The organism is uncultured Veillonella sp. (genome assembly GCF_934190855.1).
Taxonomy (GTDB): domain Bacteria; phylum Bacillota; class Negativicutes; order Veillonellales; family Veillonellaceae; genus Veillonella.
In genome coordinates this window covers 1-14,527 of sequence record NZ_CAKPTN010000029.1, presented here as the reverse complement: position 1 = coordinate 14,527, position 14,527 = coordinate 1, and the positions used below count along the sequence as shown (strand labels likewise).

The 14,527-nt window shown below is 36.8% G+C and carries 15 protein-coding genes; 14 read left to right on the top strand and 1 reads right to left on the bottom strand.

The window, feature by feature from the left end:
* The 4 genes from Q0F90_RS03140 to Q0F90_RS03125 form a co-directional block, all read left to right on the top strand.
* Positions 1-1,208 (top strand): sulfatase-like hydrolase/transferase (locus Q0F90_RS03140; RefSeq protein ID WP_296003273.1); only part of this gene is annotated, 1,208 nt, incomplete at its 5' end.
* Between the two features lie 137 nt (positions 1,209-1,345).
* Positions 1,346-1,828 (top strand): hypothetical protein, encoded by a 483-nt coding sequence (locus Q0F90_RS03135; RefSeq protein WP_296003271.1) that lies wholly within the window; start codon positions 1,346-1,348, stop codon positions 1,826-1,828.
* Between the two features lie 82 nt (positions 1,829-1,910).
* Entirely contained in the window at positions 1,911-2,852 is a 942-nt protein-coding gene (locus Q0F90_RS03130; RefSeq protein ID WP_296003268.1) for a DUF535 family protein, read from the top strand.
* Positions 2,853-3,254: 402 nt separating this feature from the next.
* Positions 3,255-3,665, top strand: coding sequence for a hypothetical protein (locus tag Q0F90_RS03125; protein ID WP_296003266.1), 411 nt, complete (start codon positions 3,255-3,257; stop codon positions 3,663-3,665).
* A 338-nt stretch (positions 3,666-4,003) separates the two neighbouring features.
* Here Q0F90_RS03125 and Q0F90_RS03120 read toward each other — a convergent pair whose 3' ends face one another.
* A complete protein-coding gene (locus Q0F90_RS03120; protein ID WP_296003264.1) occupies positions 4,004-4,429 on the bottom strand; it encodes a VanZ family protein in 426 nt (141 codons plus the stop codon).
* A 113-nt stretch (positions 4,430-4,542) separates the two neighbouring features.
* Between Q0F90_RS03120 and wbaP the strand changes: the two genes are divergently transcribed.
* The 10 genes from wbaP to Q0F90_RS03070 all read left to right on the top strand — a co-directional run.
* Entirely contained in the window at positions 4,543-5,970 is a 1,428-nt protein-coding gene (gene wbaP / locus Q0F90_RS03115) for an undecaprenyl-phosphate galactose phosphotransferase WbaP (protein WP_296003262.1), read from the top strand.
* 15 nt (positions 5,971-5,985) lie between these two features.
* Positions 5,986-7,320, top strand: coding sequence for a Gfo/Idh/MocA family oxidoreductase (locus tag Q0F90_RS03110; RefSeq protein WP_296003260.1), 1,335 nt, complete (start codon positions 5,986-5,988; stop codon positions 7,318-7,320).
* 21 nt (positions 7,321-7,341) lie between these two features.
* Positions 7,342-8,394: a histidinol-phosphate transaminase gene (locus Q0F90_RS03105; protein ID WP_296003257.1), complete on the top strand. Its 1,053-nt coding sequence runs from the start codon at positions 7,342-7,344 to the stop codon at positions 8,392-8,394.
* Between the two features lie 7 nt (positions 8,395-8,401).
* Positions 8,402-9,601: a CDP-glycerol glycerophosphotransferase family protein gene (locus Q0F90_RS03100; protein WP_296003255.1), complete on the top strand. Its 1,200-nt coding sequence runs from the start codon at positions 8,402-8,404 to the stop codon at positions 9,599-9,601.
* 16 nt (positions 9,602-9,617) lie between these two features.
* A complete protein-coding gene (locus tag Q0F90_RS03095) occupies positions 9,618-10,343 on the top strand; it encodes a PHP domain-containing protein (protein WP_296003252.1) in 726 nt (241 codons plus the stop codon).
* The gene (locus Q0F90_RS03090) at positions 10,294-10,908 is read left to right on the top strand and encodes a phosphoribosyltransferase (protein ID WP_296003250.1); all 615 of its coding nucleotides are present in this window, start codon (positions 10,294-10,296) and stop codon (positions 10,906-10,908) included. Before Q0F90_RS03095 ends, Q0F90_RS03090 begins: the two co-directional genes overlap by 50 nt.
* The gene (locus Q0F90_RS03085) at positions 10,908-11,777 is read left to right on the top strand and encodes a phosphorylcholine transferase LicD (RefSeq protein WP_296003248.1); all 870 of its coding nucleotides are present in this window, start codon (positions 10,908-10,910) and stop codon (positions 11,775-11,777) included. Before Q0F90_RS03090 ends, Q0F90_RS03085 begins: the two co-directional genes overlap by 1 nt.
* A complete protein-coding gene (locus Q0F90_RS03080) occupies positions 11,774-12,763 on the top strand; it encodes a glycosyltransferase (RefSeq protein ID WP_296003246.1) in 990 nt (329 codons plus the stop codon). The genes Q0F90_RS03085 and Q0F90_RS03080 overlap by 4 nt, the downstream gene beginning before the upstream one ends.
* Before the next feature lie 32 nt (positions 12,764-12,795).
* The gene (locus Q0F90_RS03075) at positions 12,796-14,148 is read left to right on the top strand and encodes a GNVR domain-containing protein (RefSeq protein ID WP_296003244.1); all 1,353 of its coding nucleotides are present in this window, start codon (positions 12,796-12,798) and stop codon (positions 14,146-14,148) included.
* Positions 14,149-14,156: 8 nt separating this feature from the next.
* Positions 14,157-14,527, top strand: a 371-nt coding sequence (locus Q0F90_RS03070) for an EpsG family protein (RefSeq protein WP_296003242.1), incomplete at its 3' end; no start/stop codon positions are given.

Below are 14,527 nucleotides of genomic sequence, written 5' to 3'. Positions count from 1 at the left end.
ATGTATTTTTGATTCCCTTAGTCTTAGTGACTATTCCTGCATTGTGGCTTGATACATACCATCAATATGAGGATCTAATTCGAGTTATAGTATTAACAATCTATTCTTGTGTCCTCTATGCAGCCTTTGCTGGTAAGATGATATTTTATAAGCATTTCCATGATACCTATAACTATATGGTTCACTATGGTAAGCATGCAGAGAAACGCAATTTGATAGATGTATTCTTTAATCAAGATCGAGGAGCACTCGTATTATTAGGTTTTATCCCTATTGCTACTGTATCTTGGTATATGGGAACACTATTTTTATCCTTGCCGTCTATTCCATATCCAGAGTCGTATTTGACAGATACGTGGATGATAGTCGGGTGGAACATATTATTAGTGGCTCTATCTGTAGTTGGTTTTTATTGGTTCCGCTATGGTGGTACCTTATCTCATGATAATAAACCTGAATGGGATACCATTCCTACAGTAGTTAAAGAAGATATCTTCTTTGCTCGTGCTACTGTGCCAGATCTATGTGCATTGGAAACCGTTTACAAACACCCGTTACGCTCTGAATATACTGCTTCCGAAGAGGATATTAATGATGCTATAAATCGTATTGTTCCCAGTGAATATAAAAATACGTGGCAACAGCTCGATAACCCTCTATATGCTTTAAAAAAAATGGCTAAAGGGCCAAAGATTACGAAACCTAAACATATTTTCTTTATTGTTGGTGAAAGTATTCCTCAGTGGTCCTTGGACGAAACACATAAGCTGCTCAATATTTGTCCAGGGATGTGGGATTTTAAAAGTCAGTCCCATACCGTACAGATTCCAAATTTTTTACCTGCTGGTAATGTTTCAAGACCATCTATTGTCAGTCTTATGAGCGGTTTTTATGATGCCGGTTTAGAACTCAATGAACGAGAGCATTTTTGGAAGGGAGCCTTCCCTACATCGTTTGCCTATCAGATGAAGCGACTAGGGTATCAAACCATATATTGGTATGGTGGCAATGCGTCATATGGTAATTTTAATCATTTTGGTAAGGCTCAAGGTTTTGACCGAGTAGAAAGTGCATCTATCTTCTGTGGCCCTGATGCACCAAAGACGTGGGTTGGCGTCTATGACCATATATTCTTAGAAAATATTGAGCAACAACTCCAACCTTCCATTTTATCTATACGACATCAAATCATAGTCCATACAAGATAGAGGATTCATTACTCGACTATGATCCTGCAACAGTTATGCCTCATGTAGGTGAGGATTTACGTTCTAACAAGACTCGGAACAAGGAACTGGCTACATATAGGTATAGTGATAAGGCTCTCTTTTCGTTTGTCGATTCTATGAAAAAGGCTTATCCAGATAGTTTATTTATTATTACTGGTGATCATTCAAATTTATTTGGATCTTTGAATAATACGTCTCTCATTCATCGTGACTATACATTACGCGACACGTTCTGTACTGTTGCGTTATTACAACATCCTGATTTAGATAGTAATATGATTACTACTCAAAAAGGGACCCATATGAGTCTAATGCCAACTATTATTGAGGCGATAGCACCAAAAGGCTTTGAGTATTATTCGATTACGCCATCTTTGTTTGATGACCAACCAGAAACTTTGGTGACTCCTTATCAATGGATTACAGATTCACTTATGGGGGATGTTCGATCAGATTATGGTGAAAGCAATCAACCATCAGCTGAACCAGTAGAACCTATAAGACCTATAGATAATCATGCTAAAGAAGCACGAGATTGGAGTTTATTAACAACTTGGTTAATTAACCATGAAGAAAAGTTATTTTCAAAAAAAAGATGATTAACATATGTTAATCATCTTTTAATAAATATTGTATAGATAGGGGATTTAGTTAAGGGATTCGTTATTTGAGGTGATAAAGGTGTTTCAATATATACAAGATCAATGGGCAAAAGGCCGAAAAATATATGGTAAGCGTAGTTGGAGAGAAACGAGACGAGTTGTATTGCACACGGCTCGCTCCTTAGGTCGCCGCCAGCATATGAAACGATTAGAAAGCTATTTTGCTAATTATAAGCCAGACCCAGAATTACTACACCGTCAAATTGGTTTATATGAGTTGATGACGCGTATCTTTTTCTTTAAAGAATCTACTGCAGATGAGCGTTTAGATGCTATTATCAATCATTTTGATTATATTCAAAATGTATTTACTGATGAAGCCATTCAATCCATGTATTCTGTTGACGAAACGAATATCTGGGATGATGTAAGCCGTATTAAGCGCGGTTTCATTGTTTGGGAATCAGAAGAATTGAATATGAAAGCTCAACTCTACTATGGCCCAGGGCAACGTAAAGAAGGCTTGTTGACATTATTACTTACACTAGAATCACAAGGTGTATATCACGCTAACTTCCGATTTGGCAAAGGTTTTAACGGGGAAAAAGCCATGTGGATTGGTACAATTCAAGGCTATAAAGATGGTTTAGAGAATGCAAAACTAGCTACTAAAAAAATGTTTGGTTATCGACCAAAAAACTTTATCATGTATTTACTTAGATTGATTGCTAAAGAATGTGGCGTAGAATCAATTTATGCTGTATCTGATGAAGGTTTCTATGCCAATACACATTTAATACGTATTCATCGTGCTAAAGTAGCTGAGTTAGATCCATTATGGGAAGAATCTGGCGGTGTTGTATGCAACGATAAACGTTTCTTCAAAATTCCATTAGAAGAATATCGTAAACCTCTTGAAGAAATCAAATCACAAAAACGAAGCCAATACAGAAAACGCTATGAATTACTTGATCAATATATGGAACAAGTTCATGAAAATATAAAGCCATACTTAAAATAATTTTGAAGTAATGTAAATATGGATGATTCCATAATTGTATACTAAGGGAATCTGAAGGATATAATTAAAAAGACTAATGCTCGAATGTAATCATTTGAAGCATTAGTCTTTTTTTCAGAAATATCTTTATTTACAGAAATATTTTTATTTACAGACGTAGTTTTTTAGAGGAAGCATAAGCAATTTTTTAGTATATTTCTTCATTTATTAATCTAAGAAATAGGTAAGGTAAATAAAATAATTTCATATAATTAAAGATGAAGAATTCATGAAAATTTTATAACTTTACTGTAGAAATTTTAGAATTATCATGTATACTATCAATATCGAAATTATTAAATATCAAATATTAACGTTTGGGGTTAGTATAATTCGGATTTGATACATATTGAGGGAGAAGACATGAGTACTACATTTATGATGATGAACAATCCAATGGATTTAATCATGAATCTAGTGGTAGACACTACTACTAATAGCGCTCACACTACATTAGAAGGGGCTATTGAAAAATATAAAATCGATTTTGATGCTGCATCTAAACAAGCTATCTTTACGTTTAAAATGTATGGCGATTCTAAATACTATAAATTGCGTATGATTGCAGATGCAAATCATGATTTAGAAGAGTTAACGGCTACAGAATATTTCTTTAAGACTGTAAACGTATTAGGTCTTGCTATTAATATGGCAAAATCTAAGAAGAAATCTTTAGGTATTAAAGTAGACATGGAAAACTCTTATGTGTACTTAGAGAATTTAGATTCCAACGACGGTACATCTCATAAATTCCGTGGTTGGTTAGAGCATTAATAATACAGAATTTAGAGTGTTGAGGTGTATTATTAGAGGTGCCAATATATAAGCTATTTTATGGGGAAAAAATGTAACATTTTATAAATAGTTTATATGAAAACTACATGAGAATATGGTAAAATTAATATAATGGAATTAAGGGAGTTCATTATCATTATATAAAGAAAGAAGGTTGTTTTCTTGATGTTGTGTTGAGAAAATGACCTTTTTTTTATAAGTATAAATAATGAGAAAGTTATTATACATCGAAGATAACTAATATAAGAGAGTTTAGAATTGAGAAATAACTGAGCGTTTTATTTTAGAATAGGGAGATTAGTTCTAGGATAGGCAGCTTAGTGAAATAGTTTGAGAAGGCCCTTCATGATTAAAATTCCAATTATGGAGCCTACAGTATCGAGCAAAACATCGGCAATTGTTGCTGTCCTACCTGGTGTATAGATTTGAATGATTTCGTCTAATGAAGCAATACAAATAGCCAGTAGGATGCTTTTTTTTGCTATATGTGTTTTAAAAAATTGCTGGAACGTATAGTAAATGATGGCACCTAGTGCCATAAATTCTGTAAGGTGAGCAAGTTTTCGTACATAGGTATCTAAAATTTTGAGATTTGGATGGAAGCCGAACTTGATCAATAGGGGTTGTATATTCGTAGTAAAGAACATGCTGAGCTGAACAGAGTCAGTTTTTGCTTGATACGAATTACTCCATATGAAAGCAATAATTAAGAGTATAACTATAGTGCTAATTACTTTTTTCATTATTGGTAACCTCTTTTGGTATCGTAGGTACGATACATAGTTTGATGGATTTAATAATCAGGAAGTTAGTATAAGGTAAAATAACTAGTTTTACTAGTTATGAGGGGGTATATATGGAAAGAAAATATGTTAATTCAAATGCTATCGTTAAAACACTGATGGTGATTATCGATTATATTTCTGTTATTTGCGGCATCGTATCCGCCTATAACTTGCGTTTGCTTTTACCATTTAGTGAAAGCGACATGGTATTGCATATCGATTATTGGTATGCCTATATTATCACACCACTAGTTTTTATAATAGTTCTCTTCTTGAACCACGGTTATAAAATCGATACAGCCTACTGGGAAAAGGTAAAAATCATCTTCCGCAGTATTACCATTGGTATCGTATTATCCATCGTTTTAATGTACGCAGGTCATATTTTAAATAATGTATCCCGCTTGTTCGTGATCTTGTCTTATGGTTTTATCTTACTGTACATTATTTTATTCCGATATATCTTAGCTCGTACACTTATTAATTTGAATGTGTTAGCTATTCCTGTATTGCTTGTTGGGGCCGGTAAAACAGCAGAGCTCGTAGATGTTCATTTCAGCAATATGCCTCTTGCAATGTATAAAATCGTAGGCTTTGTAGATGATAATCCTAAATCCTCTGTATTAGCTAACAAATACAAATGCCTTGGCAAATTTAGTGATGCCGAAGAAGTCATTAAAAAATATAATATTCCAAATGTTCTCGTATGTGCGCCAGGTTTGGAATCTCGCAAATTAGTAACTTTGATTAATAAATTGCAAATCCTCGTTGAAAAGGTAACCTTTGTTCCTGAATTATTTGGTATTCCCGCAGCAAATATTCAAGCTCGTGGCTTGATGAATGAACAAACCTTGATTTTAGAGGTTAAAAATAACCTTGCTCAACGACGTAATCGTCTCTTTAAACGAATTTTTGATATTACAGCTACAGTAATCGGTGGCATTTTGATTTTGCCTATCATAGCTATCGTAGCTCTTTTAATTTACTTAGACTCTCCAGGTCCTATCGTATTTGGTCATAAACGTGTAGGCCAAGGGGGCAAGGAATTCCCTTGTTACAAATTCCGCTCTATGGTGCCTAATGCACAAGAGGCTTTGGAAATTTATTTGAAAGAAAACCCTGCAGCCCGTGAAGAATGGGAACGCGATTTCAAATTAAAAGATGATCCTCGTGTTACAAAAATCGGTAAATTCCTTCGTAAAACAAGTCTCGATGAATTACCACAATTGTGGAATGTATTGATTGGCGATATGAGCCTTGTCGGCCCAAGACCTATCGTGCGTGCAGAAGTAGAAAAATATGGCGAATATATTAATGACTTCTACCTCGTACCACCAGGGATTACAGGGGTATGGCAAGTAAGTGGTCGTAGCGATACAACCTATGAAGAACGAGTTCTTATGGATTCTTGGTATGTACACAACTGGTCTGTATGGATTGATATTGTGTATCTAGTAAAAACTGTGTTAGCAGTTCTTAAGGGTAAAGGTGCGTATTAATATATAGGTGCAAATATGAAAAAGGTTATTACATACGGTACTTATGATTTATTTCATGAAGGCCACTATAATCTCTTAAAAAATGCAAAAGCATTAGGGGATTACTTGATCGTTGGGGTTACATCAGGTGACTTTGATAAAAATAGAGGCAAGTTAAATGTTCGTGACTCCTTGATGACTCGCATTAAGAATGTTGAAGAAACAGGTTTTGCTGATGAAATCATTATCGAAGAATATTTTGGTCAAAAAATTGATGATATCAAGAAATATGACGTTGATATCTTTACAGTAGGCTCTGACTGGAAGGGCCATTTCGACTATCTCAACGAATACTGCGAAGTTATTTATTTAGATAGAACGAAAGGCATTTCTAGTACAGAAATTAGAAATACAAATACTATTAAATTAGGCTGTCACGGTGTTGAACAAGTAACAGCGCGCTTCTTAGAAGAGTCAAAATACGTATCCGGCATGGATACTGGTGCCGTTTACGTAGAAAATGAGCCTTCTAATTTAGATCAACTAGTAGAGGACTATGAGCTCAAGGTCTACAAAGATCAAGAAGAATTCTACAATGCTGTTGATGCGGTATATATCGTAGTAGAGCCAAAATATCAATTCCAAGCGATTATGAATGCTTTGAAACATAAAAAGCATGTCCTTGTGGAGTTTCCAATTCTCGTAACAGATGAGCAACTTCAAGAGATTACAGATTTAGCAGATGCTAATGGCTGTATCTTTATGGAAGGCTTGAAAACAGCGTATACGCCAGCCTTTGGTAAATTGATTGCCTTGGCTAAGAGCGGTATCATCGGGAATATCTTAAGCGTGGATGCTAACTTTACTCAAATATTAGGCAAACAATTAGCAGAACAAATTCGCTTAGTTGATGGGGGTAGCGTAAACGCGCTTGCATCCTATCCATTCTTAGCTTTTGTTAAGTTCTTAGGCTTAGATTATAAAGATATTCAATTCTTCAGTCGCAACGATGACAAGGGTATCGATATGTTCACTAAGATTCTAGTTTCCTATGAAAATGCAGTGGCTACTTCTAATGTAGCTATCAGCGGTAAGAGCGAAGGGGACATGATCATCTCCGGTGATAAAGGGTATATCTACGTTCCTGCGCCATGGTGGAAAACAGAATACTTTGAAGTTCGCTTCGAAGACCTTAACATGAATCGCAAGTATTTCTACAAATTCGATGGCGAAGGCTTGCGTTATGAAATCGCTGAATTCATTCAGTGCATCTTGAATAATAAAAACTCTATCCTCTTAACAATCGAGGAAATTAGAGCGATTACGAAGATGATCAATCAATTCAACGTAGCAAATAAGGTTACTTTTTAATAGATAGCAGGAGATGGCACTATGTACATTAATCCATTAATTGAACAACTGGAACGCAAATACCCAGGTGGTAATCGAGAAGGTATTTTGCGCTTAGATATGAATGAAAACCCTGGTGGCTTGCCACTAGAGGTGGTTGAGTCTGTTAAAAGTAAATTGACACCAGAGTTCTTCTCTACGTATCCGGATAAAGATCCTCTCATCAATTCTTTGGCAAAATTCCACGATGTATCGGTAGATAACATCGCTATTACAGATGGTTCTGAAATGGCTTTGAAATATATCTTTGAAGCTTTTGGCAAACCAGGTTCTAACTTTGTTAGCGTATTCCCAACCTTTGAAATGTACGGCGTATATGCGAACATGTACGGTTTGAACCATAAAAAGGTAGATGTAACGAAGGACTTTGATATTGACTTGAATCGCTTGCTTGAGTGCATCGATGAAAATACGAGCATCGTGTCCATGTTGAATCCTAACAACCCTGTAGGCCGTCCTTACACTGATGAAGAGTTCCGCCTCGTAGCAGAAAAAACAAAGGCTACTGGTTCTCTATTAATCATTGACGAAGCATACCACTACTTCTACGAAGGTACACAGATGCCATTGTTGAAAGAGTACGATCACATCATCGTAACGCGTACGTTCTCTAAATTATTCTCCATTGCAGCGTGCCGTATCGGCTATGCCGTATCTTCCGCTAAAATTGTAAAGATGATTAACAATGCGAGACCAACTTTTGATACAAACTCTATCGCTTTGTTGTTTGCTAACGAGCTTATCAACAATAAAGAGCTTACACAAAAGCTCATCGCTACAGAGTTAGAAGGTCGTGAGTACCTCATGGCTGAGTTAGATAAAGCGGGCTATGAATACGTATTCCAAGGTGGTAACTACGTTACCATCAAGGCTAAAACAGACGCTGAAACAGTGGCGGAGCGCTTGCTTACGGAGAAAAAGATTTCCATTAAAACATCTGGTTACGACATCCTTAAAGGCTATATCCGCGTAACTACAGGCGATGTTAAATATATGAAACTATTTGTAGAACATTTATTGGAACTAGATAAGTAGTACAACCATGAATCTACGAGAGCTAAAGAATAAACTTCGCAAGGTGAAAGCAGTTTATCTAGCCATCAATTTCGGCGGCTTATGCGCCCAAGTAGCGGCTAGAACTGTCTTTCGAGGGATTGCCTTCTTTATTCCTGTAAAGAAGAACCGCATTCTCTTTAGAGCTTACGAAGGTCGAGGCTACACTTGTAGCCCTAAATACATTAGTGAGTACATGAAGAACGACGATTCGTACGAAATCGTGTGGTCTTTTAATAATCCAGAACCTTATGATGAGTTACGCCGTCAAGGCATTATCACTGTTAAACAAGGTTCACTACAGTACTTTTACTATTATTTGTCCTCTAAGGTCATCGTTTTCAATGACCTATTAGAAGCCTTTTTACCGACTACAGGCAATCAAGTGTACATCAACACTTGGCATGGGGGCGGTGCCTACAAGAAATGGGGCATGTTGTTAGATTGGAACTGGATGGGGCGTGTGCGCTACCATATGACACATAAATTTAACTACTTCCTATCCTCTTGTAAGCTCTTTACGCACTATGCAGCACAAGCCTTTGATGTAAAAGAAGAACAATTTATCGACTCTGGCTTGCCGCGGGATGATATGTTCTTCGCAGATAGTGCCACTATGGACGCTAAGCGTTTGGACATACTTTCAAAAATGAAATTAGATCCAAACTATCACTATGTACTGTATGCGCCTACATACCGCGAGTTCCAAGGCAGCAGTACCTATGATATCGATTTCCCTGCATTAAAACAGAACTTGGAAGACAAGTTCGGGGGCGAGTGGAAAATCTTGTATCGCGGTCATTACTATTTAGAAAGCGACAGCAATATACCTGACTATGTTATCAACGTCTCTAGCCACGACGATATGCAAGAGGTATTGCTCGTAGCAGATGTACTCGTTACGGACTACTCTAGCTCCGTATGGGACTTTGGTTTATTAGAACGACCTTGTTTTCTCTATACGCCTGATAAGGTGGAGTATGAGTCTGTTACGAATTACTGTACACCGTTAGAAGAGTGGCCATATCCATTTGCGTTGACCAATGAAGTATTAGGCCAGCTCATTAAAGAGTACGATACAGAAAAATACTTAGAAAGACTACATGCTCATCAAGAGCGTTTAGGAACATATGAAAAAGGACAAGCTTGTCCGATTGTAGCTGACTTTATAGCTAACATAATTAAGTAAAAGGAGCTTGAATTCTATGAAATTAGTTTGTCATGCTCACACTAAATATTCACATGATAGTATGTTGCCGTTTTGGTTACTCCATATGCTTTGCCTCAACAAAGGGATTACGCATATTACCATTACTGAGCATAACAATTTAAAAGGGGCATTGGCCTTTAAAGAGTATTGTGAACGAAAAGGGAATAAGCTTCATGTCATCCTAGGGGAAGAGGTTATGACTACAGCTGGGGAAATTATAGGTTTGTATATTAACGAACATATAAATAGCGGTATGTCACCGGAGGAAACGGTTGCTGAAATCAAGCGACAAGGTGGTATTGTCTACGTTCCTCACCCTTATGATGAGAAGCGATATAAAACCGTTTTGAAAGAACCGTATATTGAAAAGTTACAGTCTCAAATTGACTGCATCGAGGTTCATAATGGTCGGAATATTAGCACTGACTATGATGTAAAACAAAATGAAATTGCGGAAAAATACAATTTGCGCAAGGTTATCGGTGGGGATATCCACACGTGGATTGAAATTGGCAAGGATTATATAGAAACTGATATAGCGCCAGAAACGCCAGAAACCTTTATTGCTGCCATAGAAAACGCTACTTTCACTAGTTCACCATGCATTCCAATCGCCCATAAATTCACCATTCTAGACCGGATGTTATCATTTATCCAACGGGGAGATTTTTATGGATTGTATCGAATTGTCGTTAAACGACTTACAAAAAAGAAGCTATGAACTAGCTGATCTTGTTAAAGAAACATATGAGCCAGATTTAATCATCTTTATTGCTAAAGGTGGTTATTTAATCGGTAAACATGTAGGTGATCGACTTGGGGTGCCTATCGTGCCTGTTTATGCAGAGCGTCAAGCGGGCGGTTTAAAGACTGCCGTAGCACCATTATTAAAGATATTGCCTAAATCGGTGAAGCTTATGCTTCGCAAAATGGAGGTAAACTCTGGTGTTCATAACAAAATTAAAGAGCGCCAAATTTCCTTCCCGAATGACGCCGTTGTTGAACAAGTGCGTAAAGCACAAAGAATCTTAATTGTTGACGATTCCGTAGATACTGGCGGATCCGTCGTATCCATTATGGATGCTTTAAAAGAGATAGATACTTCTTTGGTAGATATTAGAGTGGCACTACTCAATGTGTTTACAGAGGCAGCAGATAAATTGCCTAGACATTACTGCTTATTCCACAACACCATCATGATTACGCCAATGTCTAATGATTCTAAGGAAAATAGTCAGTTTATTTCTTTATACAATCAATATCTTAAAGAAAATGGAATGATGTAATGAAAGATTTAATCGTAAAAGAATTAACCATAGAAGAACTGAAAGAAGTTGAGCTCAATATTTTAAAAGACGTAGCTAAGTTCTGTGAGGAGCACGATATTAAGTACTTCTTATGCGGCGGTACCTTGCTAGGTGCCATCCGTCATAAAGGTTTCATTCCTTGGGATGATGATATAGATATCGCTATGCCGAGAGAGGACTACGAGCGGTTCTTTAAACTATATAATGGCTCTAACCCTCGTTACCACGCAGATTCCTTGGAGAACAATCCAAACTGGCATATGTCCTTTGGCCGTGTTGGTGATACTGAAACACTTCTATACGAGCATACGCTGAAAGAAAAATATAAAGAATACCATGCCTTTATCGATATCTTCCCAGTAGATGGCATTCCATCTTGCTCTTGGAAAGAACGTTTGCTATTGTTCACTCAAAAAACATTGGGCGTTATCGGCAATGCTTCTGCTTTCACCTATACGCCAAGTAAACATTTCGCGGACTCTAAAGAGGACAATGTGGAGTTAAAGAATAAAATCAGAACCTTTATTAAATACGCATTTATTACAGTATGTGCTGGTTTTAACACACAAAAGGTGTTCTCTCTTGTAAACACTATCTCTGCGAAATATCGTATTAGCGAATCTGACATTGTTGGCTTGACCGTCTATGTTTGGAACTGGGATTTTGAAAGCTTGAAAAAAACGTCTATCGACGGCTATGTAAAATTGCCGTTTGAGGACACTGAGTTTTACGCACCTCAAGGTTATATCGAGTATTTAGAAAATACCTTTGGCGATTACATGACGCCACCTCCTGAGGATCGTCGCGTAAGCCATCATAATTTTAATGTGTATTGGAAAAACAAATGATGAATACCATGGAACAATCGCTCGTTAGTATCATCATTCCTGTCTATAACGCAAAGGCTCACTTAGAGGCTTGTGTTCAATCTATATTGGACCAAAGTTATAAATACTTTGAGCTGCTTTTGATTGATGATGGTAGCTCTGATGGATCATCGGAGCTATGTGATGAGCTTTCACAAAAAAGCGAAAACATACGCGTCATCCATAAAGAGAATGGTGGCGTTAGCACGGCTCGCAATAGAGGTCTTGAGGAAGCAGGCGGGGAATTCATTATTTTCGTCGATTGTGACGATGTGATTTCTCAAAACTATGTGGAGTCCTTTATTGTAGCTAGTCGTGATGCGGACCTCGTCATCGGTTCTATCGAAGATGTGTACGTGGATGGTACTGGCAAAATTTATAAAACTGATTTGCGTGTCCACAAGGCACCTGCACAAGGTATTTTAGCCGAAGAGTATTACGATCTTATTGATTGGATTCGTGGTCCTGTAGCGAAGCTCTATCGAAAAGCTATAATCGATGAGCATCATTTACGATTTGATGAGAATTTATCTGTTGCAGAGGACCAAGTTTTTAATTTCTCCTATTATAGATTCGTTACATCTTATAAAATAGAAGAAAGAAGTCTATATCAATACTTTCACCATGATACAAAAATATCATTGAGCACTTTATATACAGAAAAGACCTTTTCTGATGATGTGTTCAAGATGGATATAGAATATACATTTTTAAAGGAGTATTGCCCAAATAGTTACAATACGATTTACATTCACCAGGTCATTGGTTTGCTCAATAAGTACACCGCGTTGCAAGGTGACTCTAGTGCTTCATCGTACTATGATCGTGTGAAGCGATTGGCTACATTACATCCTTTAGTAGTAGATCCAAGTTTAGGCAAGAAGAAGCAACTCATTGTGCGCTTGTTGCAAATGAAGCTCTACTGGGCGGTGGTCGTTTACTACCGTTACAAAAATAGGCAGAATTAGATTGTTCAAGTATTATCAAAGAAAGGATTAGTATGGGACCGAAAGTTATTTCCTATCAGCTTATAAAAGATATTATCAAAGAGTATAAGAAATTACTCCTTGTTTTAATGGGAGGCATCTTTGTAATATTCCTTTTATTAGCATTCTTGCTGCCAAAGCAGTATCAATCTAGTGTAATGATCCAAGTAAAACCAAAAGCTGGTGCCTTTGGTGCGTTGGCACAAAACACTGCATTATTAACACTAGCAGGTATTTCTAGTGGTGACTCTGTACTAGACTATATGTCTGTCCTTAAGAGTGACAAGGTTATCAATCCTGTTATCAAAAAATTAGGCAATGAAGATGCAGAAAAAGAAAACTTCGATGCCGATGATTTCGTTAAAAAATACATGCAAGTAGATAACCCTCGTGGTACTTCTATCTTGTCCTTTACTATTACTGCAGACTCACCTGAAAATGCACAACGCATTGCTGGTGATGTAGTAGAATCTTTGAAAAATGCTATTTCTGATGTAAGCTCTGCACAAGACTCTACATTAGTTAAAATCTTGGAAAAGAAAAACGAAGCAGCTAAACAAAAAATGGATGCTGACGTAGCGATTCTTGAAAAATATAAACAAGAAAATGGCGTATTCTCTCCAACAGAACAAGAAAAAATCTTGTTAGAACGTACTTCTGGTTATGAAAAAGCAAAAGCAGAAGAAACTGTAAAAATTAACACAAATAATGCTGTATTAGGCTCTATTGAGTCTCAAATCGACAGCCAAAATCAAAAACTAGTAGATTCTCAAATGGCTGACAACTCTGAAATTCAATCTATCCGTAAAGAATTGTTCAGCGAAAACGAAAAATTAGCGAAATTACAATACAAATTTACTGATGATTATCCAGAAGTTGCGAAAGTTAAAGAGAATATCGCTTACTTAGAAGGCGAATTATCCAAAACTGTAGCGAAATCCATCGCTTCTGAAAACGTAACGATTAGCCCAGTTCAAATGGACTTATTACAAAAACGCGTAGTTGCTAAGAACAATATCGAAGCAGCACAAGCGGCTCTTGCTCAACTTGATACATTGAGTAAACAAAACGTAGAACAATCTAATCAATTATCTCAAAAATCTGTTAAGTTCTTAGAATTACAACGTAATGCTAAAGTATCTGCTGATACTTACAACCTGTTAACTAAGAGCTTGGAAGAATTAAAAATTAAAGAAAACATCGATGGTATGGATATGCGCGTTATTAACGAACCTACATTACCATTGAAACATTCTTGGCCACGTAAACTATATGTAATGGTTGCTGGTGGCTTATTGTACTTAGTAATTGCAGGTGCATTTATTTACGTTCAATACACTAGACGTATGAGTGGCACGAAAGACTAGGTGATCCTATGGCATTTTGGATTGGTCTAGCCATATTTATACTAGCCTCCATTGTGGCGGAGCGCTTGCTTCCGCCACAATATAAAAAGTTTATGCCCATCCTCGTGATGTGTGTACTCACTTTCTTTGGCTTGTTTAGATATGAAATTGGCACTGACTATGATTGGTATATAGTGCTATTTGATACGGTTAAAATCGATGACCTTTATCCGGAACCAACATTCTTGTTACTCGTTGAATTCCTACACCAATTCCACTTCTCGTATCAGGTGATGTTTATCGCCTATGAGCTGCCAATTATGTTGCTCTTATGGAGTGGTATTAGGTATTACACAAAAGATACGGAAATTCAGATTTTAATCGTCGCATTATACTACTG